Annotated in this window: 21 protein-coding genes; 5 read left to right on the top strand and 16 right to left on the bottom strand. The window is 38.9% G+C overall.

What is annotated here, in order from left to right:
• Positions 1-3: 3 nt before the first annotated feature.
• A complete protein-coding gene (gene nirB, locus GNT69_RS22810) occupies positions 4-2,430 on the bottom strand; it encodes a nitrite reductase large subunit NirB (protein ID WP_203557299.1) in 2,427 nt (808 codons plus the stop codon).
• Between the two features lie 300 nt (positions 2,431-2,730).
• On the opposite strand from nirB, the gene GNT69_RS22805 reads away from it, so the two are divergent.
• A complete protein-coding gene (locus GNT69_RS22805; protein ID WP_203557298.1) occupies positions 2,731-2,916 on the top strand; it encodes an aspartyl-phosphate phosphatase Spo0E family protein in 186 nt (61 codons plus the stop codon).
• Positions 2,917-3,120: 204 nt separating this feature from the next.
• On the opposite strand, the gene GNT69_RS22800 is transcribed toward GNT69_RS22805, so the two are convergent.
• Together GNT69_RS22800 and GNT69_RS22795 are read right to left on the bottom strand one after the other, a co-directional pair.
• The gene (locus GNT69_RS22800) at positions 3,121-4,311 is read right to left on the bottom strand and encodes a M14 family metallopeptidase (RefSeq protein WP_203557297.1); all 1,191 of its coding nucleotides are present in this window, start codon (positions 4,309-4,311) and stop codon (positions 3,121-3,123) included.
• Positions 4,312-4,522: 211 nt separating this feature from the next.
• Positions 4,523-4,975, bottom strand: coding sequence for a FixH family protein (locus GNT69_RS22795; RefSeq protein WP_203557296.1), 453 nt, complete (start codon positions 4,973-4,975; stop codon positions 4,523-4,525).
• Positions 4,976-5,239: 264 nt separating this feature from the next.
• Here GNT69_RS22795 and GNT69_RS22790 point away from each other — a divergent pair, with 264 nt between their 5' ends.
• On the top strand, positions 5,240-6,478 hold the full coding sequence (locus GNT69_RS22790; protein WP_203557295.1) for an MFS transporter: 1,239 nt from the start codon (positions 5,240-5,242) through the stop codon (positions 6,476-6,478).
• 111 nt (positions 6,479-6,589) lie between these two features.
• Here GNT69_RS22790 and GNT69_RS22785 read toward each other — a convergent pair whose 3' ends face one another.
• Positions 6,590-9,334, bottom strand: a complete 2,745-nt coding sequence (locus GNT69_RS22785; RefSeq protein WP_203557294.1) for a dynamin family protein — start codon at positions 9,332-9,334, stop codon at positions 6,590-6,592.
• 315 nt (positions 9,335-9,649) lie between these two features.
• Between GNT69_RS22785 and GNT69_RS22780 the strand changes: the two genes are divergently transcribed.
• Complete coding sequence (locus tag GNT69_RS22780) at positions 9,650-10,159, top strand: hypothetical protein (RefSeq protein WP_203557293.1); 510 nt, start codon at positions 9,650-9,652, stop codon at positions 10,157-10,159.
• Between the two features lie 40 nt (positions 10,160-10,199).
• Here the strand turns inward: GNT69_RS22780 and GNT69_RS22775 are convergent, their stop codons facing one another.
• The 7 genes from GNT69_RS22775 to GNT69_RS22745 form a co-directional block, all read right to left on the bottom strand.
• Positions 10,200-10,406, bottom strand: a complete 207-nt coding sequence (locus tag GNT69_RS22775; RefSeq protein ID WP_203557292.1) for a hypothetical protein — start codon at positions 10,404-10,406, stop codon at positions 10,200-10,202.
• A 40-nt stretch (positions 10,407-10,446) separates the two neighbouring features.
• Positions 10,447-10,644: a hypothetical protein gene (locus tag GNT69_RS22770; protein WP_203557291.1), complete on the bottom strand. Its 198-nt coding sequence runs from the start codon at positions 10,642-10,644 to the stop codon at positions 10,447-10,449.
• Positions 10,637-11,170, bottom strand: coding sequence for a Rieske 2Fe-2S domain-containing protein (locus GNT69_RS22765; protein WP_203557290.1), 534 nt, complete (start codon positions 11,168-11,170; stop codon positions 10,637-10,639). Before GNT69_RS22765 ends, GNT69_RS22770 begins: the two co-directional genes overlap by 8 nt.
• A 46-nt stretch (positions 11,171-11,216) precedes the next feature.
• Complete coding sequence (locus GNT69_RS22760) at positions 11,217-11,960, bottom strand: Mrp/NBP35 family ATP-binding protein (protein ID WP_203557289.1); 744 nt, start codon at positions 11,958-11,960, stop codon at positions 11,217-11,219.
• Positions 11,961-12,278: 318 nt separating this feature from the next.
• On the bottom strand, positions 12,279-12,830 hold the full coding sequence (locus tag GNT69_RS22755; protein ID WP_203557288.1) for a 4Fe-4S dicluster domain-containing protein: 552 nt from the start codon (positions 12,828-12,830) through the stop codon (positions 12,279-12,281).
• Between the two features lie 15 nt (positions 12,831-12,845).
• The gene (fdhF, locus tag GNT69_RS22750; protein WP_203557287.1) at positions 12,846-14,975 is read right to left on the bottom strand and encodes a formate dehydrogenase subunit alpha; all 2,130 of its coding nucleotides are present in this window, start codon (positions 14,973-14,975) and stop codon (positions 12,846-12,848) included.
• Entirely contained in the window at positions 14,956-16,137 is a 1,182-nt protein-coding gene (locus GNT69_RS22745) for an MFS transporter (RefSeq protein ID WP_203557286.1), read from the bottom strand. Before GNT69_RS22745 ends, fdhF begins: the two co-directional genes overlap by 20 nt.
• A gap of 366 nt (positions 16,138-16,503) precedes the next feature.
• Between GNT69_RS22745 and GNT69_RS22740 the strand changes: the two genes are divergently transcribed.
• Entirely contained in the window at positions 16,504-17,496 is a 993-nt protein-coding gene (locus GNT69_RS22740) for an NADPH:quinone oxidoreductase family protein (RefSeq protein ID WP_203557285.1), read from the top strand.
• A 183-nt stretch (positions 17,497-17,679) separates the two neighbouring features.
• Here the strand turns inward: GNT69_RS22740 and GNT69_RS22735 are convergent, their stop codons facing one another.
• From GNT69_RS22735 to GNT69_RS22715, 5 genes are all read right to left on the bottom strand, one after another.
• Positions 17,680-18,123, bottom strand: coding sequence for a threonine/serine exporter family protein (locus GNT69_RS22735; protein ID WP_203557284.1), 444 nt, complete (start codon positions 18,121-18,123; stop codon positions 17,680-17,682).
• Positions 18,124-18,136: 13 nt separating this feature from the next.
• On the bottom strand, positions 18,137-18,895 hold the full coding sequence (locus GNT69_RS22730; protein ID WP_239094422.1) for a threonine/serine exporter family protein: 759 nt from the start codon (positions 18,893-18,895) through the stop codon (positions 18,137-18,139).
• Positions 18,896-19,033: 138 nt separating this feature from the next.
• The gene (locus GNT69_RS22725; RefSeq protein WP_203557282.1) at positions 19,034-19,171 is read right to left on the bottom strand and encodes a hypothetical protein; all 138 of its coding nucleotides are present in this window, start codon (positions 19,169-19,171) and stop codon (positions 19,034-19,036) included.
• Between the two features lie 75 nt (positions 19,172-19,246).
• Positions 19,247-20,464, bottom strand: coding sequence for an MFS transporter (locus GNT69_RS22720; protein WP_203557281.1), 1,218 nt, complete (start codon positions 20,462-20,464; stop codon positions 19,247-19,249).
• A gap of 153 nt (positions 20,465-20,617) precedes the next feature.
• Positions 20,618-21,766 (bottom strand): acyl-CoA dehydrogenase family protein, encoded by a 1,149-nt coding sequence (locus GNT69_RS22715; RefSeq protein ID WP_203557280.1) that lies wholly within the window; start codon positions 21,764-21,766, stop codon positions 20,618-20,620.
• 235 nt (positions 21,767-22,001) lie between these two features.
• Between GNT69_RS22715 and GNT69_RS22710 the strand changes: the two genes are divergently transcribed.
• Positions 22,002-23,657: a glutamine--tRNA ligase/YqeY domain fusion protein gene (locus tag GNT69_RS22710; protein WP_203557279.1), complete on the top strand. Its 1,656-nt coding sequence runs from the start codon at positions 22,002-22,004 to the stop codon at positions 23,655-23,657.
• Positions 23,658-23,781: the final 124 nt, after the last annotated feature.

Here is a 23,781-nt window from a genome sequence, read left to right as displayed (position 1 = left end):
TCATTAAACAAATACTGGCAGTTCGCGCTTTTGGTAATATTTCTCTTGAATCTCTTTACTTTCAATCGTTTCGCCCCAAGGCTCAACGTATTTTTCAATTGTTTTATCAAGTCTTTCATTTAGAGCTTTTCGCGTGTTTTCGTCTGCTAATGCTTCCCTTACATGATCAAGTCCTACGCGTTCAACCCATGTGGAAGTACGTTCTAAATAATTCGCTGTTTCGCGGTAATATTGTAAAAATGCACCGATTAACTCCATCACTTCTGCTTTTGTTTTTACTGTTGCAAATAAATCACCAGCCCGGAGATCTGTTCCGCCATTCCCTGCAACATAGATTTCCCAGCCGCCATCAATGCCGACTACACCAAAGTCTTTAATACCTGATTCCGCACAGTTTCTCGGACAAGCGGACACACCCATTTTAACTTTATGCGGTGTATCAAGACGTTCAAATTTTTTCTCTAGTTCAATTCCAAGTCCCATCGAGTCTTGGGTACCAAAACGGCAGAACTTAGCACCAACACATGTTTTCACGGTACGCAATGTTTTTCCATAAGCATAACCTGATCCCATTCCAAGTGCTGACCACACAGCTGGCAAATCCTCTTTATTTAACCCATATAAGCCGATTCGCTGTCCTCCAGTTAGTTTTACAAGCGGTACGTCATACTTTTCTGCGACCTCAGCGATTTTTTTCAAATCTTTCGCTGAAGTTACTCCTCCGTACATCCTTGGAATGACAGAGTACGTCCCATCCTTTTGAATGTTTGCGTGCATTTTTTCGTTTACAAGACGAGAGTCGCGATCATCCACATATTTTTCCTGAAGAATCATCCCGAGGTAATAATTCAATGCGGGACGGCATTTTGAGCAGCCTTCTTCCTGTTTCCAATCAAGAACATACATGACTTCCTTAACACTCGTTAATCCTTTGCCTTTAATTTCAGCAACGACTTCATCACGACTCAAAGTTGTACAACTACATAGGGCCGTTTTCTTAGCAGCTCCATCAAATTTATCACCAAGTGTATGTGCGAGAATATCGGAAATTAATGATTTACAACGTCCACATGATCTTCCTGCATTTGTACAGCCTCCAACCTCATCGACTGTTGTTAATTCTTTCGTTTGTATCGCTTCGACAATCGTTCCCTTAGTGACTCCGTTACAACCACAAACAATTTCTTCATTTGACATTGTCGCAACATCACTAGAATCAGCACCACCACAGCAACCTGACTCAAGAATAGAGACGCTCGTCATTCCACTCACATCTTCTTTATTTACTAACATCCTAAATAGTTTAGAACTATCCTTCGTATCACCATAAAGAACAATTCCAGAAATTTGATTATCTCGAATCACAATCTTTTTATAAACGCCATCAAATTCATTATGAACTTTGATAGCTTTTGCTTTAGGATCATCAACAATTTCTCCAGCTGAAAACAAATCTACACCAGACACCTTTAAGCCAGTACCAACAAAGGAACCTTCGTACGGTCTCGTTTCAACTCCGCACAAACTTGCTGCGAGGATTTTCCCTTGTTCATACAATGGTGCGACCAAACCGTATACAACTTCCCGATGTTCTGCACATTCACCAACTGCATGGATATGCGCTACACTTGTTTGCATAAAATCATCGACAACAATTGCGCGGTTGACATAAATCCCACTGTCTTTAGCTAACTGGACATTCGGTTTAATTCCGACAGCCATTACCACTAAATCAGCTTCGGTTTCTGAGCCATCAGCAAATCGCAAGCCAGTTACACGCTCTCCACCTAAAATCTCCGTTGTCTGCTTTTCCATAAGGAAGTTCATTCCTTGATTTTCAAGTTCAGTTCTCAACATACTTGAAGCTACTTCATCTAACTGCCTTTCCATTAAGTGTGGCATAAGATGAATGACATCCACTTCCATTCCGAGATTCAATAAGCCACGTGCAGCTTCTAATCCAAGTAAACCACCACCAATTACCGCAGCCTTCTTATAGTTCTGCGCTGATTTGATCATTGTTTCACAATCTTGAATATCACGGAATCCGGTAACACCTCGTTTATCACCACCTGGAATAGGCAGAATGAATGAGCTTGAACCTGTCGCAATGATTAATTCATCATAGGCTACTTTTCTTCCTTTATCAGAAATGACTTGTTTTTTGACAGAGTCGATTTCAACCACTGCCTCGTCTGTGTATAAGTTAATTCCGTTTTCTTTATACCAATCCCAACTATTCATAATAATATCTTCAACCGTAGTATCCCCTTGTAAGACCGTTGACAGTTGGATGCGATTATAGTTCGGATACGGTTCATTGCCAAAAACAGTAATTTCAAATGCCTCTGGAGCGAGCTTTAAAATTTCTTCAACCGTCCGAATCCCTGCCATCCCGTTGCCTATCATCACCAATTTTTTCTTTTCCATGTTGTGACCTCCTAGTAAGATATCTATTAAAATGTTCTAGTAGTTAACGTCGTATATTCTCTATGTGTCGATTGTAATTTCTTTTTAAAAATAATTTTGTGAAGTTTATCACATTATTTATGTGTTGCTCAACGTTTCACAAATACGTCAAATATCGTCTTTGATTTAAACAATAAATGGAAAAAAATTTTATTATTATTTTCATTATAAGACTTCCATTTTTGTGGGATTTTTTGCATAATAGAGTTTGTGAATCATTTAATTTACGGACTAAACTTAAAAAGCGGACGGAGAGATTTAATGGGAGTTAAGGCGCCTTCTTTTGAAGAGGAATTAGAGAGCAAAATCAATAAAATGAGGGAAAATTTAATTCAAATTGCCGCAGAAACTGGTTTAAATAGCTACGACACCATTAGATACAGTCAGAAGTTAGACAAGCTCATCGTAGCGTATCAATATCATAAAAAAGAACAATCTTACCTTTAATCTAAATTACCAACTAATATTAGTGGTAATTTTTTGTTTTTTTAGTTTCTTTTTATCGTATCAGCCCACACTTTCATGGATTAATTACTACAAGACTTTAACAAGGTGTAATTGAAAACCGTTTTCCGATAAAAATGGCAAAAAAAAAGCCTAGCATGAAAAAATCCTAGACTTAACCATTTCAATAATCGTTTCGAAACATGATTACATATATAACCCGGCCAAGAAGATCCCGAGTGATTCTTGATAGATTTCATCAAACTGTGATAGCGGAAGCGGGTTAACACCGAAACCAAGTTCAACGGTAAATCCTGGGCGACGCCATTCCTGAATGAACCAATCTTTATAGCCGGCGTAACTTTCAATCGTTTTTATCGGCTCATAGCCACTTACACGGCCAAACTCTTGCACCATTTGTTCTGATTCGGCTGGCTCCAAGCTTTCAAATCCCCAATAAATCACTTCACCTTGTGTATGGAATGCAAGAACTCGCGTAAAGTTACGCTGCTTCGTAAGCTCTGCCATTGCAATTGCTTCTGGCTCGCTTAATGGCGTTTCACCAACATAATCCCGCGGCCCAGGACCTACCTGATTCCTTTCCTTTTCTAATTCCCAGCGAGCTGGAAATTGATCATTTAAATCCACACCACGGATATTCGCTTTCCATCCTGTAAAATCAGTGTTCCCAGAATTCAATTCAACAACACTGCTTCGATATGGATCATCTGCGGGAGGTCCGTTCAATACGAGGTCAACTCCATCCGGATTGACCATTGGAACGATTGAAAGCATATTCTCCCAATAAAACCGTTGCATTGACAACCCACGAATCGGGGTATTGTTCGTTAGAGCCAGTAAATAATCATTCAAAAAAGTCATAATAATTGGCGTTGTTATCCATTCATTTCCATGAAAGGAACCATTATAATGAACTCTCTTTGGCCCGTTGCCAATGACTACTTCACGAATGCTTTGCCCTAATACAGAATGACCGATATTCGGCAAATGAATAAATGGGTACACCCGTTCCAAGCGAGCCAAGTCGGTCATCATCGTGCTGTAATCATATTCCTGTTTTCCTTTAACGAGCCTCCATGTAATCCGTTGTGGCACTTTAATCGCCTCTCCAACTTGAAGGCTATAAGGATTAATTTCTGGATTAACTAAAAATAAAGCGTCTTGTGGCAAGTGGCGCCTAGTAGCAATGTTCCATAAAGTATCACCTGGTTGAACACGATAATCAACCGCTACAAACCCTGGAATCCGAATACGTTGACCAACTGCTAAGTTTCCAGGCTGAATATCCCGATTTGAGTCAAGAATTAATTGCAGTGTAATGTTAAAAATCTGGCTATAATGCCAGAGCGTATCCCCACGCCTAACAAATACGTCCATTTCTGCTCCTCCTAGTATTCAGAATCGCATCTATATAAACATATGAGAAGGACTAGGAAAATATTTCTCCTTCCTTTTTTATTGGAGGAATTCAACTGATGTATCAAAGTTGCTTGCAGGATCTATCAGGTACTTACCGCGCCCTAGGTCATAACTTTCTTTCCATTAAAAAAAACCAAGCACAACTTGAATGTACTTGGCCCATTAACAATTAATGTTCCTCATCTTCATGATCTGATTCAGCTTGTTCATCGTCTGTCTGTACCGGATCGCCAATTACCAATTCCTTTGTTGGCATATTATGCATATCTCTTGCTGTGACATGAGCAGTTATAGAATATACCCCTTCATCGGCAAACTCCATATTTGCCGTATAAATACCGTCCCCTTGGTGTTCTCCATCAATCTGAACCGATTGTTCGTCTCCTTGCTTTAAAGTTTCAAACCTTACATAATTTGCATCCTCAACCGCTTCTCCTCCTTGAGAGACATAGGCTTCAAGCAAGACTTCTACACCTGGCTCAAGCTTTTCTTCCGGTAACCTTAAATCCACCTCTAATAAAGCGGGTAATTCAATATCTTGTTGAGAGCTTTGTCCGTCATTTCCACAAGCCACCATAATACCCATCACTAAAAACATCAAAAGCAATACAATTTTCCTCATTTCCCATACCCCTATTCCTTTTATTCATACTTTTAAAATAACTATTTAATTATAGCGAAAATTCATAAAAAAAGAATGTACTAATTCCATCCCTACGTTACATGATTCCTTTTCTTTTTACAAGATATCGTCAACTTAAAAGAGCATTCCACTCCTAATGCACCTTCCACCTTTAGGATCGGAAGCTTGAACAGTTCTAATTTTTCAATATTTTTGTTATACTATTTAGGAAGGCGAAATAATTTAGAAAGAAGTGTGTGCCTTATGGTTGCGCAACAAACTGGTAAACATAATTTATTGATCATGTGGTTCGCAAACTTTTTTGTAGCAGGAAGTATGACTATGGTTATGCCTTTCCTTTCCCTATACATTGATTCATTCGGAGATTTTTCAGACCAATATGTACAAAAATGGGCTGGAATTACATTTGGTGTGACTTTCGTAACTGCACTACTATTTTCCCCAATCATAGGACGGATGGGGGATAAATATGGGCGGAAAAAGATTATGATTTTTATGGGCATAGGTATGTCCTTATCCTTATTTTCACTTGGATTTGCTACTTCTGTTTGGGAGCTATTTATATTAAGAATGTTGATGGGGTTCTTTTCTGGCTTTATTCCTGTTTCTCAAGCGTTCATTTCAACACAAACACCTAAAGAGACAGCCGGAAAAGTTCTAGGAACCTTGCAAACTGGTAGTGTTACTGGTGCTTTATTTGGACCGATGATTGGCGGGGTTTTAGCTGATTCAATCGGCTATGCAGCGACTTTCCAATCAACCTCTTCTTTCATTCTCCTTTCAGCAATCCTTGTTTTTACTGTAAAAGAATACCGCATTGGCATTTCTGGGAAGACAAAGAAAAGCTTTAGCCGGAAAGAGGTTTGGCGTCATATCTTAAAAAATCCGATTCTACTAAATGTCATGCTCATGACCGCGCTTGTCCAAGTGGCTCACTTTAGTATTCAACCGATTCTCTCCCTTTATGTGGCAGAACTACATGGTTTAGAGAACATCGCATTGTTCTCTGGGCTGGCCTTTTCTGCAGCCGGGTTAGGGAATTTATTGATGACAAGAAAATGGGGGACTTTAGCTGATCAAATTGGCTATGTCAAAATCTTAATCTTTCTATTAATTCTCTCCGCGATTATCTATTTACCTGGAGCATTTGTTACAAATATATGGCAACTCATTACAATCCGATTCATACTAGGCCTTGCAATTGGCGGGATTATTCCAGTCCAAGTTGCTTACATCCGTCAGGAAGCCCCAGTTGAAATGCAAGGCGAGGTACTAGGTTACAATACGAGTCTTAGATTCTTAGGTAATATCGTTGGTCCACTCTTAGGGGGCTTTTTATCAGGTTGGTATGGAATTTCATCTGTATTCTTCGTTACAAGCGCCTTGTTATTACTTAGCGGCTTGCTTTTAATCGGCACGGTTCATCGCCACCCTAAATTCGTTAAGGAAAAGCGAAACCTCGTTCAGGAGCGACAAGCTTAAGACGAGCCGTCGAGAAGGTAGTACTGAACGAAAACCCCCTCGTTTGATTGAACAAACGAGGGGTTTTTTTTGCTGATAAGCTTGAGGAACTGAATTCCTACTTACTTACTTTTATTCATTTCTCCCAGCTGCTGCCATCCACTCATATTGACGTAGTTTCACTTCGAAAAGGTTTAATGGATCACGATATCGTTCTGGTTTGATTCTCATTACTTCAAGTTCCTCTTTACTCACTTGAATCTGCTGTTCAGCTTCCTTCACCGCATCTCTTAAAATGTGAAGCGGATTTCTAAAAAACAAGTTAATATCCCGTACTATGGATTTCTCAAACAGCTCAAACTGCTTAAAGAATTTCTCGGTAATCATTTTAGCCGAATCATGATAATCTTCATTTTCCAAATAGGACTTATATTTATTATATAGCAGGGCATTATTCTTCGGCAAAACAGCAAGCAATTTCCCAGCGCTCTTTAAGAAAAATTGAGCAGGAGTAAACCGCAAAAGGAAATTGTATTCCTCTAATGAAATACCATTTGTCATGCGATCCGCATCTCGGCGCCAATCCTCCAGCACTTTAAAATCGCATTCTTGTTTAATACGCTCTTCTCCATACATCGTATTAAATCCAGCACTCATTTCATCTAATGTAAATTGAGCTTGATTAAACTCATCCTGAGAATTTTCAATCCAACACTGAAGGGAAGAATATAACTTCTTCAAAACAGACTGTTCCAAATAATTTTGTACTCGCTGATTCATCTCTTCATTTAATTTTAAATGAAGCTTGCCAAAGTCGCTGTCTTCCTTAATTAACTCAGAAGTTCCACGTAATAATTTCGGAATTTCTTCAAGCATCTCTTGTTTCACTTCGTTTTTCTGATCTTCATAGGCGTTTTTAATCGACTTTTTCTTCTCTTCTTCGAGGTCTTGAACTTGATTAATAGCTCCATTTAACTTTGATACCATTTCTTCATTCCAGCGCATCGTTTCAACTAAGTTATTTTCCATTTCGATTCTTTTATCTAGCAAATAATGAATCGACCGACCTACAAAATGCTGAAGTTTTACAATTTTCCTCTCACGATGCTTATCTTTATCAAATGCAGAAGTAATGAAATCAGAAAAATGCTTTCGTTGCTGATGATGATTATCCGTCAATTGAAACGTCAGTAGTTGTGCATTCGGATAATAAGTTCGAACCCTTGTCTTTGTTTTCTCGTATCCTTCATTCATTTCTTGATCGTTCAAAAGAGACTCTTTGTTTATAAGGATAAAGTGAACAGGAAGATTCGGTGCCTGTATGCTTACTTGTTTTAAAATCTCTTTCTCTTTTTCTGTTAGCGGCTGATTCATATTCAAGAAAAATAGCAAGCTATCAGCTAAATGGACATATTGATTTACAAGATTTTTCTCTACATTTTTATGAAGAATACTTGGTGTATCAATTATCGTAACTTCCATTTCTTTCAACAAGTTATTAGGCAATTTCACATCCACAATCATCTCATGATTATGATTTTTTCTACTAGTGCCAATCGCTTCCTGGAATTGTTCGTAATTTTCGATTTCAGTTACATCCGTATCTGTTATTTCATGAATTACCGTTTCAGTGTCATATTTAAAGGTAACGACACTAGAGGTTGACTCCTTCAGCCACGTTTCCCCAAGGAACTGATTAATGAAATCAGCTTTCCCGCTATCTAATAAGCCAACTAAAAGCAAATGCTGATTCCTATCATTGGCTAACTCTTCAACATGCCACTTCATCATATTCCCAGGGTCCATTCCATTATCCACTGCCCATTTCCGAACGGCATCGAACAGTTGTAAACTATCTTCCTTAGCCGTATCGTAATGCTGTCCAGTTAAAATTAATTCTTCTGCATGGCGAACCACTTCAGCAGGAAGGGTTGTTGGAAACATTTCATTCCAAGCCATAACTGATGAAGAAGCAACTAAAGAAGTAGATGATTTCGCGACTTTTAACCAATTCATTAAATGTTCAGGAATCATCGCTGAGATTTCTTTGATTAAATGTGAACCATTAATCAAATCAAAATAAGATTCTTCATATAATCGAGGCAGTTCTTTCCACAAATCGTGGCGACTAGTCTCCATTCCACGGAAAAGACGATTGAAATTTATAAGCCAATCATAAAAATTAGTCCGTCCTTTATAGCTATTCCACAAGGATCCAACCAGACTTTCAAACCTTTGGTGTTCAATTGAAAATAGAGAAGCCAACACATCATTAAAATACGCTGGCTCTTTTTCAGCCGTATATCCTTCATCAATATACGTTTTCAAAGTGGTATACCATTGATTCACTCCCGTACGAACGGCTTCTCCCGTAGCTAAACGAACGGCCTCATCCCAATCTTCATGCTCCTCAAATAACTGCCGGGCTATTTCCGTGATTTCCGGATAATCAGGGTTAAGAGCGACCGCCTCGTTAATCACTTTTTTCGCTTTTTCCCGCTTGCCTTGCTCAATGTAGATTGTCAATAATTGTAAGTTCGTTTCAATCCTCAATGTTGGGCTATCAGTCTCGATTGATTGATAAATCCCCTCTGCTGTTTCCAATAAACCTAGCTCGATGTAGGCGTCTGCCATATTCTTTTTTGCCCATGGAGCTAATTCATTTTGAATATTTTCCCATTTAAAAATCGCTGCTTCGAAGTCCTTGTGGTGAAAATAAACTTCTCCTTGTGCAAACCGAATATAGCTAAAATCAGCAATGTCATTTTTATTTTCCTCAAGATAAAGCTCCCCAAGTGTTTGGACAGGACTGCTAGTAGACTCTTCCATATACTTTTCAAAGTACGCCTTGTTAATTAACTGATGTTCTACATTCATATGGCATCCTCCGACATATTATTTTCATTCTTTTTAACTCATGTACTGTAATTCTTTCTATGACAAATTATACCTTATTGTATTCTATCAGACTTCCTAACGCGAAAAATGTCGTTTTACTTGCTTTTCTGTAACAAAAACAAATTTATCTGTAATATAGCGAATGGTTACATAATAAATACGAACTCCCCCGGTTGTTTACGGGGGCAATAACCACTTTTTTCATGTTTGTACTGTGTATATATAGCTCATATTGTATACTAAAAAGGTTACATCTCAGTGCATGCTTGCCTAAATAGACAAAGGAGATCTAAAATGCTTACATTAATTATAAAAGGACTCGAAAATGAAAAGGTCAAATCAGAATATATAAAAGGAAATTCAATTATCTATCATGAAAAAAAATTAGCAACGATCCAACATCAACAAGGGGAAGTCGTCTTTCAAATTCACCCACAACTTGATATGGCTGAATATGAAATAATCAGAGAATTGATTTTACCGATTGCGGATTCTGAAGGGGTTTTAATCGATGAATCAGGTTGTCAACTTGGTTATCTTGAAACTGGAGAAAAAGCTTATTTAATTAAAAATTGGGAGCCATGGAAAGCGTTTCTGATGAAAGCAAAGCTCCGGACACTTGAAGGTCAAAATGTAATAGTTAAAAATGAGGAGGAAGAAGAGCTTGGCAATGGATTACTTGCTGAGTATCAGATTAACTCCGATCCTTTTCGGCTTACATCGATTACACTGATTACGACCTTTGGCGAGAAAACATTTAAAGGAAAAAACTTATTGATTGAACCGACGAACTTATTTGGTTGACTTCCCACAATAAAAAAATCGGAGCTAAGCCCCGATTTTTTTACTTCTTTAATTTTAATTCATCGAGCAATTGCTTTGTTCGCTTCGCATTTCCTTCTGCGAAGTTTTGCAGTCGCTCTTTTAATTCATCATCTTCATGTACTCGTTCCGCTGTTATTAAATAGGTACGCATTAAATCCTCTTCAACTTCAATTGAATTCTTAAGAACATTTTCAATTTTTTCTTTTTCATGAGAATGGGAGCCCATTAAATCAAGCCTCCTTTTTCTCTTAACATTCGCTTATCACTTAGCTTTTATACTCTTCCTTCTTCCAAATAAAAAAAGCAATCGTTGCCAATGCAGTAGAAATAAGAGCAACAATCATAAACGTATAAACATGATCATACTCTCTCCCAAAGTAGCCTTCAATAACGAAGGCAAGGGCAACTACATTGACGGCCAGAAATAAGAAAATCGATAGGAAGGAAGCACGCTTTTTACTCACTATGACGATACTCCCTTCCAACGGCATAAACTTTACCATCTTGAACCTCAACGAGTATCTTCGGCAATTCTCGCTGAGGCGGTCCTGAAACTGGATGGCCGTTATTTACATCAAAGTACCCTTTATGGCAGGGACATAGTAAGACATTGTCTTTATGTTCATAAAAAACAGGACATTGTAAATGAGTACACTTATTATTGTAGGCCACATATTTATCATCAGGCGTTCTTACTAAAACTGCCGTCTCATCCTCTGAAGGATAATTAAAGTTTTTCGCTTCTCCTAGGGCTAGTTCATCCGCATCAGCAATCGCTATTTTCTCCGATCCATCTTCATTTTTCCCCATAGCAGACAACACACCAAACGGGGTTGTAGCAAGGCCAATTGCAACCGTTGTTCCAAAGGAAGCTTTAAGAAAGGCACGTCTGTTAAGATTAACATCATCTTTTCTATTTAAATTATCGACCAACTTTATCATATCTTGGTCTTCGGATGGATGGTTTTGATTTTTCTTATTCTCCGTCATTCCTGAACCCTCCAGTTTCTACTGCTAAAATTTTTCCTTTATCTATTTAATCGGTATTGAATTTAGATTCAATTTTACGCGCAAGATTCAAATATTCTATTTGCAATGGAGATCCCTCACTCGCAATCGCAGGAGTTTCTGAACTTTCATCAGGTTCCTGAATTGGGAGTTGCCCTAGCAATTCAACCTGTAGTTGAGATGCTAGTTCTTCTCCTCCACCTTTTCCAAAAATATAATATTTTTCATTGCTTCCTGGCGGTGTAAAATAGGACATATTCTCTACGACACCGATTACCTCATGATTGCTTTTAATCGCCATCGTTCCAGCACGTTCAGCGACAAAGGCTGCGGTTTTATGTGGTGTTGTCACGACGATTTCTTTACTCTCAGGAATCATTAAATGCATATCAAGTGCGACATCTCCGGTTCCTGGCGGCATATCTAGGATAAAATAATCAAGTTCCCCCCAAAGCACGTCTTTTGTAAAATGCTCAATCATCTTTCCGAGCATTGGTCCGCGCCATACAATCGGGTCATTCCCGTTTACTAAAAAGCCCATCGACATCACTTTAATCCCTTGCGTTTCCACAGGAATGATTTTTCCATTAAACGTTTTCGGTTTAAAATCAATATTTAAGATTTTCGGAACACTAAATCCATATATATCTAAATCAATAATTGCTACCGATTTACCCAATTTTTGAAGACCAAGAGCAAGGTTAACAGACAGCGAGGATTTACCAACTCCTCCTTTGCCACTCGTAACAGCGAGGACATTGCCTTTCAACATATAATGCACCCCATTTTCAACATCATTTTAACTCTTCACACTAAGTTCAAGTGAACCTTTTCTATGTTAAAGGTTAGTATAAACCTTAATGTATCCATCATTCTTTATTTAAAAGGGAAACCTCTGAAGTGCTATGGATTTAAGAAAAAGCTGGCCCTAAAGAACTTAGCGCTCAAACTGGACCAGCTCCTATTGTTCACTTGGCTCTATTGATTGAACATTTTAAGTAAAAGAATTCTCTTCCTTCTGAATGATTCGCAACCTCTTTCCGAATGAATTGTTCCCTTCCCTCTTGTCAAACAGGAAGGTACATGCAATTTACGAATTCGAGTCAGTGTATACTCCGAAGAATTCCGGCACATATTCCCACTTATTACCTTCTTGTGGCTTTTTCCCTTCCACAAGGTTCATTTGCGTCCGTCTTCTTCTTAATTGCTGCATTTCATCAAAATCGATAAACCTGATTGCCTCACTTGGACAAACTGACGCACACATTGGCGGGATGTCATCCCTTGTTCTGTCGTAGCACATATCGCATTTATACATCTTATTTGTTTCAAAATCGAATTTTGGAATCCCAAATGGACAGCCAAATGTACAATTACGGCATCCGATACATTTTTCTTCCATTGCTGAAAGAACAACACCTTCATCTGTAATTTGAATTGCATTTGCTGGGCAAACACGGGCACATGCCGGATCTTTACATTGCATGCAAAGCATCGGGAATGTCTGACGTGATTCTGTGAAATCGACATATTCTACATAATTTCGTTCCTTCGCATCATGATCTCCGCATTCACGGCAAGCAGCCTGACAGGCGCGGCATCCGATACATCGTTCAAATTCCAGATACATAATTTTATTCATTATCACCGTTCCCCCTTATTTCGCAAGTTTTTCTAGCTTAACCGCACAAACTTTAAATTCAGGCATCCGTGAAGTTGGATCTAGTGCCGGATTTGTTAACTGATTGACTGATTGTTCTTTCCCCCAGTGGTATGGGACAAACAGCACATCTTTGCGAATCGCTTTCGTTATTTTCACTGGCGTAACCATTTCACCACGAGGTGTAACTAGCTTCACTTTTTCGCCATTTTCCACTTGGTATTGGCTTGCTAATTCCGGATGCATTTCAACAAACGGCTCTGGACATTGCTCCATTAGGAATCCTACACGTCTCGTTTGGTTTCCGGATAGATAGTGGAATACGACACGCCCTGTTGTTAACCATAACGGATACTCCTTCGATTTCACTTCTGCTGGTCCGATATAATCACAAACAGCGAGATTCGCTTTTCCATCCTCTGTTGCGAACTTGTCCTGAAAAATACTCGGAGACCCTTTCGAATCCTCCGTAGGCGCTGGCCAGAAAACGCCATCTTGTTCATCAATTTTTTCATAAGTAACACCGTAGTAGTCAGCTTTTCCACCTTTAGATGCTACGCGAAGCTCATTAAAGATTTCTCGCGGTTCGTTATAAGGGAAGTAGCTACCTTTGCCCATTCGCTCAGCAATCAATTTAATGATTTCCCAATCAGGTTTTGATTCCCCTAGCGGTTCTACAACTTTACGAATTCGAATCACACGACCTTCAGTATTCGTTGTTGTTCCTTCATCTTCAGCCCATGTTGTTGCTGGTAAAACGACATCTGCCAACTCTGCCGTTTCAGAAAGGAAGAAATCGTTCACTACAAGGAAATCGAGATCCTTAAGTGCTTTCGTTACAAAATTTATATTTGGTGAAGAAACGACTGGATTCGAACAAATAACATGCAAGGCACGAATTGTTTTTTGTTCCATTAAACTAAACATTTCGTAAGCTGAAACGCCTTCTTTCGGCATTTCTTCAGGCTTAATGCCCCAAACATTTGAAACATACTCAACATGCTTTGGATCATTGATTTTCCGGTAACCAGGTAGAGCATCTGCTTTCTGCCCATGCTCACGTCCGCCTTGGCCGTTTCCTTGACCAGTGAATGTTGCTACACCTGAAGCAAATTTACCAATTTGTCCTCGTAGCAATGCCATTGATGTATATAAACTTACATTGTCAACGCCAGTTCTTTGTTGTTCTACCCCACGAGCGAACATTACAACAGACCGTGGTGATTTCCCAAAAATATGTGCAGCCTTAATTATTTTCTCAACAGCTACTCCGGTAATTTCAGATGTATATTCTGGTGTAAATTTTGCTGTGACCTCTTTTAATTCTGCAAAATTATTACAACGCTCTTGAACATATTCATAATCAACATAATCATGCTTTATCAATAAGTGCATGATTCCGTTTGCTAATGCTGTATCTGTCCCAGGAAGAAGGTCCAAATGAACATCAGCTACACGAGCAGTTGCCGTTTCACGAGGGTCTGCAACAATGATTTTTGCCCCTTTGTCCTTTGCCTTCCAGAACCATTGAATACTTGTTGGATGACATTCAGCTGTATTCGTTCCGGACATAAAGAAACAATCGGTATGCTCAAGCTCTGTCCAAGGAATCGTTGAACCGCGGTCCATCCCTAGAGTTTTGTTAAAGCCACCGGCAGCAGAACTCATGCAATAGCGGCCATTATAGTCAACATATCGCGTCCCAAGTCCTACGCGTGCATATTTTCCGACTAAGTAGCATTTTTCATTAGTCATTGAAACGCCACCGTACACACCAACTGAATCTTTTCCATAATTCCCTTGAATTTCTTTAAATTTACGCTCAATTAGGTCAAGTGCTTCTTCCCAAGTTGATTCAACAAATTGACCGTTTTTCTTAATTAATGGGCGTTTAATACGGTCTGGATGATCAACCGTCTGATAAGCAGTTACCCCTTTTGGACACATTTTCCCTTTTGTTAATACCCAGTCATAACGTGGTTCTACGCCTACAACCTTATTGGTTTTTTCATCAACGCGAATATGCATCCCACATTGCATCCCACAATAACAGCAATGGGTCGTCACTAATTTTTCGCCTTTACGAATCTGATTTTTAACGCCTTCTTTAACGAGAAACTGACTCATATTCTTTTCCCTCCTGTATATCTTTTTCCATTTCATCATTTAACCCGTAATATTCTTCTGAACGTTTCTTTCCGAAACCTGACATATGAATTCCATTATTTGTATTTACTGGTCCGTAAGGATTTCCTTGCGGCGCCTCCATATTCATTTGTTTTAATGCTCTCATCCGACGTCTGCATGAAGGGCAATAGTCTGATAGATACGTGCCATCAGCAAGTTGTAAATCAAAGCTTTGCGCTTTTAAGATTGCTTGAACATCGGCAATTTGATCGTCATTGCTATATAGTTGATGACAGCTTTTACAAGATTTTGTATCCACTTGCAGTGTCTCTTGATAACTTATCGGTACAGCTGTTGCGAGCGGTCTAATCGGAACATGGAATAACTTCCCGAATGGAAAATACACTAACATAATGACTACGGTAACTTGGTGGACTAAAGAAATATATGGGTGCATCCAACCATCAAGGAATTTATATGAAACAGTTAACGCCAACCCTGTTGCGGTAACGGCTAACAAAATATATAAAGGCAATAAGTCAAACTCAAAACGCTGAGTCACTTTTACATCGTAATCTTTAAATCTACGGTATAATGCCATCCCAACCCCAATTAATACCATTACTGCACCGATATTAAGAAGGTTATAGAAAATTTCCGCAAGCCAACCGTCTGCGGCCATATTAATTAGCGGAATATTAAAGGCAACCATTTGATACGTATCTGGATTGACTAAATCAAAGCGAAACCATCCAAATGTGAGGCCAAATGTAAACGCAAATGAGATAATACATCCCCACGAAATCATAATGTGTTGAATTCCACGGTATAAGCCACGCTTAAAAATAAACTTTTGCAATAGAATATTATCAATTAATGTTTTTCCAATTGATTTTGCATTACGCTTCATGCGTTCTTTCGTAAATAGATTTTTTACACTGCGTGAAGCGACCCGATTCGTAGCTGTGCGAATGATCCAGAAGCACATCCGAATCACAAGGCCAATGGCAAAAACAGCACTACCAATCATATACCCTAGCAAAGCTATATCAATGTGAAGAAATTTTGCTGTGGACACCCACATTAAAAAGAACAAGATTAATATCGTAAAAAAAGAATACATACTCGTTTTGGAGTAAAAAGATTTCTCCAACTTGAACATATTTGTTACCTCCCTATGAGTTTCATGAGTTCGAAAAAAATCATATCACGCGACAATAAAGTGTGTTTGTTTTAAATGTAAACACTTTGTGAATAGTGTTTATCAACGAGGTATCTGTGAACTTTTTGTGACAGCCGGCAGCGACAAATTCATTCTCTACTCTTTCCCTCACTCACCCTTCTTTATATTCGCGGTTCTCGTTTAATAATTAAATACTAATTGAAGGGCGAATCCTGCGTATGTGAAGTACGTCACACCTGAGGTTTTTTAAAACTTTTACTTTTTACATCAGGTTTACAATTGGGGTATTTTCCTAGAATTAACATTAGAACTCCCCTATACTTAAACATAGAAGGAGGGATACATTTGAAGAAGCATTTTAAAGCGTTTGTAGTGGACAAAACGGAGAACACATACACAGCTGAAATAAAAACGGTTACAATTAATGATTTATCTCCAGGGAATATAATGATAAAAGTTGCCTATTCAAGCGTTAATTACAAAGACGGACTTGCTTCGATACCAGAGGGAAAAATCGTCCAATCTTACCCATTCATTCCTGGTATTGACCTCGCAGGCACGGTTGTTCAATCAGATGATCCTCGTTACAAAGAAGGTGATTCTGTTATTGCTACTAGCTATGAAATTGGAGTCTCCCACACTGGTGGATATAGTGAATATGCACGAATACCATCAGAATGTCTTATCCCACTTCCAGACGGACTATCATTAGAACAATCAATGATATTGGGAACAGCTGGATTTACAGCTGCTCTATCGATCCATAGGCTAGAAGAAAATGGTTTAAAACCAGAAAAAGGGAAAGTCCTTGTTACTGGTGCTACGGGGGGAGTTGGAAGTATTGCCGTCTCTATGCTTGCAAAACTTGGGTATCATGTCGTTGCAAGTACTGGGAAAGAAACAGAGTACAACTACTTAAAGAAAATCGGTGCTGCAGAAGTGATTTCGAGGGATGAGGTATTCGGTGAAAAATACCGTCCACTTGACAAACAACTTTGGGCTGCCGCAATTGACCCCGTCGGAGGCACGACATTAAGAGCACTACTTAGCAAAATTAATTATAATGGGTCGGTTGCCGTGAGTGGTTTAACTGGTGGGACCGATGTCGCGACTACCGTTTTCCCTTTCATCCTTCGTGGAATCAACTTACTTGGAATTGATTCGGTATACTGCCCGATGGAAACGAGAAAAACGATTTGGAAACGCATGGCCTCCGATCTTAAACAAGAGGAATTACTAGAAGAAATTAAAAGAGAAATAACTTTAGACGAACTCCCTGAAACATTATCTTCGATCCTAAAAGGTGAGAATAGAGGAAGAACGATTGTTCGACTATAAAAAGAGCGCTCTTCGTAATTAAAATGAAGAGCGCTCTTTTTTTCCTATTCTAAAACTTTGTCACTATTTCCCGAGAAATGATTATATTTTCACCTTTTAAGTCGAATAACAACATCACAGTAGTGATAACCTCTTTTGGATGACACGAAACTTCGACAGGAACTCAAAACAAAGAGAGCCATGTTATTTATGGCTGTGAATGCTAGGTTTGCGAAATACATGGTTAATGACTTCAGAAAACACTAAACCAACAGCAATCGCCCCCGATATCATCATCGCTCTTACCCCTAGTGAAACTGCAGTATTATAATTGTTCTCAACAATATTTCTCATCGTATCATAAGCAAGACCACCGGGAACAAGTGGAATAATTCCGGCAACACTAAAGATAATCATCGGCATCTTATAATGTTTCGCAAACATTTGACTAATAAAAGCAATTAAAAATGATGCAGCTAAGGTTCCTACTATTGGACTAAACCCTTGATTAGTCAAAAAAAAGTATAGAATCCAACCAAACATCCCTGACAAACCGCAATTTACAAGTGATTCCCGTGGCGCATTAAATATAACTCCGAATGCAGCGGAAGCAATAAAACTCGTTACTAGCTGTTCCCAATAGATCATCCAAAAACTCCCCCTATAAGGTCGATAACACGACAGCAATTCCTGATCCAATCGCGAATGCAGTTAAAAATGCTTCTGCTCCTTTTGATAGCCCTGAAACGAGATGTCCAGCTATCAAATCCCTCACAGCATTTGTAATTAATAGACCTGGGACAAGTGGCATAACTGCTCCGATAATAATTTTATCAAGTTCATATCCTAATCCTAGTACCACAAAAAGATAAGATATACTCCCGATAATAACCGATGCTAAAAATTCAGCAAAAAACTTAACAGGTACAAATCGATGAAAGATTACAAAACAAAAGAATCCCGAACCGCCAGCAATCATTGCTGGCAGAAAATCAGCCCAACTCCCGCGGAACATAATCACGAAACAGCTGCTTGCTATTGCAGCAGCAACGACTTGAATCCATAGCGGATATATTAATTGTGAGGATTCAATTGCTTTTAATTGCCTGTTGGCTTCTTGAATGTCGATTTGTCCACTGCTAATCCTGCGGGAAACATCATTAACGAGGGCTACTTTTTTCAAATCTGTCGTCCGCTCGGAAATTCTGACGAGCCTAGTTGTCTCAGGTCGTGATCCATCTGCCGAAAACATAATGCCAGTCGGAGTCACATAGCTATGAGTTTGCTCAATTCCTAAAGCCTTTGCCATTCGCATCATCGTATCCTCAACTCGGTATGTTTCCGCACCACTTTGAAGCATAATTCTCCCTGCTAACAGACAAACATCAATAATCTCATAAATTTGTTCACGATTTTTCATTTCGCTCTCCATTTAACGGACATATATGTATTCTATTCTCTATCAGAATATACCATTAACATCATTCAATCAATAAGGGGAATATCCGAAAAATAAACACAAAAAAGAGGTGTTGTATGCCACCTCTTAAAACGAAAATTACCAATTATTAGACTCTTGCTTACCACTAATTTTAGTATCTTCAGGTATGACCCGGTCAATATCAAGATAAGGTTTTCCTCGTAAAACATCATTTGTGCGAATCGTTACCTTTTCTTCGTCTTTATCTTTTCCCACAAACCTCCTACCTCCAATCCTTTATGTAGCAATAACTTTATTAAAAGTTTCTCCATCTTTAAAGAATTCATTCTTTTAACGATGGGATTCGGCAGCGATTTGTTGCTTTGTAGAAGCAGATTTTTTTCTGCTCACAACTAAAGTTAGTATAATGGAAAGAACCAAAAACAAACTTGATATTTGAAAAATTCTCCCTATATCAAAAAAGGAGAGCATCATCCCAAACACTAAACCACTAAATCCAAGCCCAAAATCAAGCGCTGACATAAACATTCCAGTACCCACTCCCCGTCGATTCACAGTCGTTTCTGAAACAGTCCACGATTGTAGAGTTGGCATCAAGCTTCCAAAACCAATACCAATTATGGCACCGGCAACCGCCAACATAAGGCTAGAATGAGCAAAAGAAAGAATCCACATACCTATAAAAGTAACTGCCGTCATTACGACCACAAGCCCTTTTGGGCCTTTTAAGTCAAACCATTTCCCTGCAATTGGTCTTGAAATGGTCGCAAATATAGCATTAGCAAGATAATATAAATAGATTTCCGTAATTCCTCTTTCTTCACCAAAAATGACGATAAATGTAACAATTGTCCCATAACCAAGACAAATCAAAAGTGTAACAGTTGCAGGAAACCAACATGATTTTTCGAATGTTGATCTAAAGTATGAAAACTTTAAATCTTCCTTTTTTGTTTGTTTTACGAGTTCAGGTGTTTGGTAGCCTACTGACATCAATAACACAAATGCGATTGCTCCTAAACCAGACGAAATCAAAATAAAATTTGTAAATGATGTGTATTGAAATAAAACAATTCCAATACTCGGGGCGATAATCATCCCGATTGTAATCGATAGACCGAAGTATCCCATCCCCTCACCAAGGCGCGAACGAGGGATGATATCCACAGCTGCGGTTCCCATTACCGTTGTTGACCATCCCCATGCTAACCCGTGTAACAAACGAAATAAGAGAAAAACCATGATTATTTGTGAAATTGGATAGAGGAGTGTAAGCAAAAATAACGCACCCGCCCCTAGAAAAACGAGTGGCTTTCGATCTCTATACTCTAGTAAATACCCAATGATTGGACGACTGATAATCGCCCCAATTGAAAACAATGCCGTAACTAGCCCAATTTCCGTTCCTGTTGCCCCAACAGATTTAATATAAGGGGGTAAAGTTGGGATTAACATTTGAAAAGACATGAACGTGAATAAGTTCCCTATCATTAGTAAAATAAAAGATTTAGTCCATAATCTTTCTTTATCTTCTTTCAACCAACTCATCTCATTCCGTACAATTTTTTATCCTTAAAAATCGAATCAATAAAAATTCTATTTCGTTTTTCTAAATATTATCACGAATTTTCAGAAAATTAAAGACATTTGCAAAATGAGAAAAAGCGCCTCAAAAGAGACACTTTTCGCAGAAAGATCTATTTACTTAGATTGAATCGCGTTTTTAGCGAGCATTTCTATGGTCATATCATCCATTGGAGGGTTATGAAGTCCAGCCCTGACATCTCGGTAATAACGCTGTAGTGGATTTTGTCTAGACAGACTGCGCGCACCAACCACTCTCATTGCCAAATCAACAACCTTTATCGCGCTATTTGTGGCAGCCATTTTTACCGCCCCTAATTCTGCACCCATTTGCCCCCTTTCTTCCTCGCTCATCCCATCCCAGTCCTTTGCAACAGCATAAAGAAAATGACGAGCTTTCATTAATTCCAATTCCATTTCACCAATTTTTTGGCGGACAGCAGGAATATCTATAATTGTTCCTTGAATACTGTTAGGAGAATACGTTTTTGCAAACTGGATCGCATATTTTTGAGCAGCACCAGCAATACCTAAATAACAAGCTGGTATATGTAGGAGCCAGCCATTCGCTTGTTTCTTCCCTGGAATAATCGTTTCAACATAATACTCGTCCTTCACCCTTACTTGTTCAAGCACTAAATCATGACTCCCTGTTCCTTGCATTGCGACACTATCCCATGTTTCTTCAATTCTCAATCCCAAACTAGACCGTGGAATAAGAAAATAACCCGTTTCTTCACTTTCTTCAATGCCAGCACTAACAATGAAGTAGTCGAGAACTGGAGCCATCGTCGTAAAAGTCTTTCGACCAGTAATCACCCAGGTATCTCCGTCTTTCCTTGCAGTCGTTTGCGGCCTCCCCCCTCTAGTAGGGCTTCCAGTCTGCGCTTCACTTGCTGCACTATTGAGAAGGGCACCTTTTAACGCTTCTTGGCAGATTGCCTGAAAAATTTCCTCTTGCCACAGGCTTTTCTCATGTAAATTTTTAATGATGCCCATATGCCATCCTATTGAGAGTGCCGTTGAGCCATCTCCTTCAGCCAACTTTTCTTGAAGACGAACGAGTTCATATAAGGAAATTTCAGAGCCACCATATTTTTTAGGTACAGTTAACCTTGTATAATTAGAATTTTTCAGATCATCGATATTTTCAAAAGGAAATTGTCCTTCTCCCTCAACATTTGACGCTCGCTCTTGAAACTTTGTTGCTAAGCGCTCCATTAATTCTAGTTTTCCCGTTAATGTTTCTGCCTGCTGAAAATTCAATTTTGCCTTCCTCCCTGTTAGTCTTTTAACGTACTTTACAACCATCGCTCTATAATAAAAATAACAGAAGATGTCCAAAATGTTTAAGAAACTTTGATTATGGAAAGCATTTATATTTTAAAATGCTTTTCTGATGAAGTCTTGTCTTTATCCTCCATTCATAAATAGTATATAATTCTATAGTATAATGAAGAAAATATATTTACATAAAAAAACTCAGAAAGGCTGATACGGATTGGAAGAGAATTCTAACTTTATTAAAACCATTATTAAAGGAGACCTAGAATCTGGAAAGCGCGACAAGGTTGTCACTCGATTTCCTCCAGAACCAAATGGGTATCTACACATCGGTCATGCGAAATCAATCGTGATTAATTTTGGACTTGCCGATGAATTCAATGGAAAAACCAACTTAAGATTTGATGATACAAACCCGTTAAAAGAAGATCGTGAATATGTTGATGCGATTAAAGAGGATGTCGCTTGGCTTGGGTATGAATGGGACAATTTACGCTTTGCATCGGATTATTTTGAGGAAATGTATAATCGAGCTGCCCTTTTAATCAAAAAAGGAAAAGCATATGTCGATGACCTTTCAGCAGATGAAATCCGCAACTATCGGGGGACACTGACTGAACCAGGGAAAGAAAGCCCGTATCGGAACCGGTCGATTGAAGAAAACTTAGACCTTTTTGAAAGAATGCGTAATGGTGAGTTCGGAACCGGCGAGAAAGTACTTCGTGCGAAAATCGATATGGCTTCTCCGAATGTGAATTTACGTGATCCTGTTATTTATCGAATTGCTCATGCAACACACCATAACACTGGTGACAAATGGTGCATCTATCCTATGTATTCTTTCGCACATCCGTTAGAGGATGCGATTGAAGGCGTAACTCATTCGATTTGTACAACTGAGTTTGAAGATCAACGTCCTTTTTATGATTGGGTTGTTGCTGAATGCGAAATGGAAAACGTTCCACAACAGATTGAATTTGCGCGATTAAACCTTACAAATACTGTTATGAGTAAGCGCAAACTTAAACAGCTTGTTGATGAAAGGTATGTGGATGGATGGGATGACCCCCGTTTACCAACTATTTCCGGCCTTAGAAGGCGCGGTTATACTCCTGAATCGATTCGCGAGTTCGTCGCTGCAGCAGGAGTTTCCAAAGCTTTTTCAACAGTTGACGCCCAAATGCTTGAGCATTTTGTTCGTGAAGATCTTAAATTAAAAGCACCAAGAACAATGGGGATATTAAAACCATTGAAAATCGTCATTACTAATTACCCTGAAGGGCAAGTGGAATGGCTAGAAGCAGAAAATAATTCCGAGAACCCTGAACTTGGAAAAAGGCAAATTCCGTTTTCACGTGAAATTTATGTTGAACAAGATGACTTCATGGAAAACCCGCCAAAAAAATACTTCCGTTTATTCCCTGGGAATGAAGTGCGCTTAAAACATGCTTATTTCATAAAATGCGAAGAAGTAATTAAAGATGAAAACGGAAATGTCGTGGAACTTCATTGCACATATGACCCAGAAACAAAGAGTGGCACAGGTTTTACGGGGCGTAAAGTAAAAGGGACCTTGCATTGGGTAGATGCCTCCCAAGCATTACCAGCTGAATTCCGTCTATATGAGCCGCTCATTCTCGATTCCAACTCTGAAGAGGAAGAGAATGAAGGGAAAAACTTCCTTGATCGTGTAAATGAAAATTCAATAGAGATTCTTCAAGGATTTATTGAACCGAATATGAAGGATGCGAAGCCACAAGATAAATTCCAATTCTTCCGTCACGGGTACTTCAATGTCGACCCAAAACATACGACCGAAGAAAAACTTGTTTTCAATCGGATTGTTTCATTGAAAAGTTCATTTAAACTGTAATAAAGTAGGGAAACCTTTCACAAGGCTCCCCCCTTATCAAACCGTACGTGCCCTATTAAGGCATACGGCTTACCAACGTGTTACATTGAATACTTTGCTATTCTTTGTGCATAGTTCATTTTGC

The sequence above is a fragment of the Bacillus sp. B15-48 genome, assembly GCF_016879755.1.
Classification (GTDB): Bacteria; Bacillota; Bacilli; order Bacillales; family Cytobacillaceae; genus Mesobacillus_B.
This window is presented reverse-complemented; position numbering and strand designations above follow the sequence as displayed.

What these genes read in the sequence shown, in the direction of transcription:
- nirB (WP_203557299.1), bottom strand. Translation starts at nt 2,430, where the DNA reads ATGGAAAAGAAAAAATTGGTGATGATAGGCAACGGGATGGCAGGGATT.
- GNT69_RS22805 (WP_203557298.1), top strand. Translation starts at nt 2,731, where the DNA reads ATGGGAGTTAAGGCGCCTTCTTTTGAAGAGGAATTAGAGAGCAAAATC.
- GNT69_RS22800 (WP_203557297.1), bottom strand. Translation starts at nt 4,311, where the DNA reads ATGGACGTATTTGTTAGGCGTGGGGATACGCTCTGGCATTATAGCCAG.
- GNT69_RS22795 (WP_203557296.1), bottom strand. Translation starts at nt 4,975, where the DNA reads ATGAGGAAAATTGTATTGCTTTTGATGTTTTTAGTGATGGGTATTATG.
- GNT69_RS22790 (WP_203557295.1), top strand. Translation starts at nt 5,240, where the DNA reads ATGGTTGCGCAACAAACTGGTAAACATAATTTATTGATCATGTGGTTC.
- GNT69_RS22785 (WP_203557294.1), bottom strand. Translation starts at nt 9,334, where the DNA reads ATGAATGTAGAACATCAGTTAATTAACAAGGCGTACTTTGAAAAGTAT.
- GNT69_RS22780 (WP_203557293.1), top strand. Translation starts at nt 9,650, where the DNA reads ATGCTTACATTAATTATAAAAGGACTCGAAAATGAAAAGGTCAAATCA.
- GNT69_RS22775 (WP_203557292.1), bottom strand. Translation starts at nt 10,406, where the DNA reads ATGGGCTCCCATTCTCATGAAAAAGAAAAAATTGAAAATGTTCTTAAG.
- GNT69_RS22765 (WP_203557290.1), bottom strand. Translation starts at nt 11,170, where the DNA reads ATGACGGAGAATAAGAAAAATCAAAACCATCCATCCGAAGACCAAGAT.
- GNT69_RS22760 (WP_203557289.1), bottom strand. Translation starts at nt 11,960, where the DNA reads ATGTTGAAAGGCAATGTCCTCGCTGTTACGAGTGGCAAAGGAGGAGTT.
- GNT69_RS22755 (WP_203557288.1), bottom strand. Translation starts at nt 12,830, where the DNA reads ATGAATAAAATTATGTATCTGGAATTTGAACGATGTATCGGATGCCGC.
- fdhF (WP_203557287.1), bottom strand. Translation starts at nt 14,975, where the DNA reads ATGAGTCAGTTTCTCGTTAAAGAAGGCGTTAAAAATCAGATTCGTAAA.
- GNT69_RS22745 (WP_203557286.1), bottom strand. Translation starts at nt 16,137, where the DNA reads ATGTTCAAGTTGGAGAAATCTTTTTACTCCAAAACGAGTATGTATTCT.
- GNT69_RS22735 (WP_203557284.1), bottom strand. Translation starts at nt 18,123, where the DNA reads ATGATCTATTGGGAACAGCTAGTAACGAGTTTTATTGCTTCCGCTGCA.
- GNT69_RS22730 (WP_239094422.1), bottom strand. Translation starts at nt 18,895, where the DNA reads ATGAAAAATCGTGAACAAATTTATGAGATTATTGATGTTTGTCTGTTA.
- GNT69_RS22720 (WP_203557281.1), bottom strand. Translation starts at nt 20,464, where the DNA reads ATGAGTTGGTTGAAAGAAGATAAAGAAAGATTATGGACTAAATCTTTT.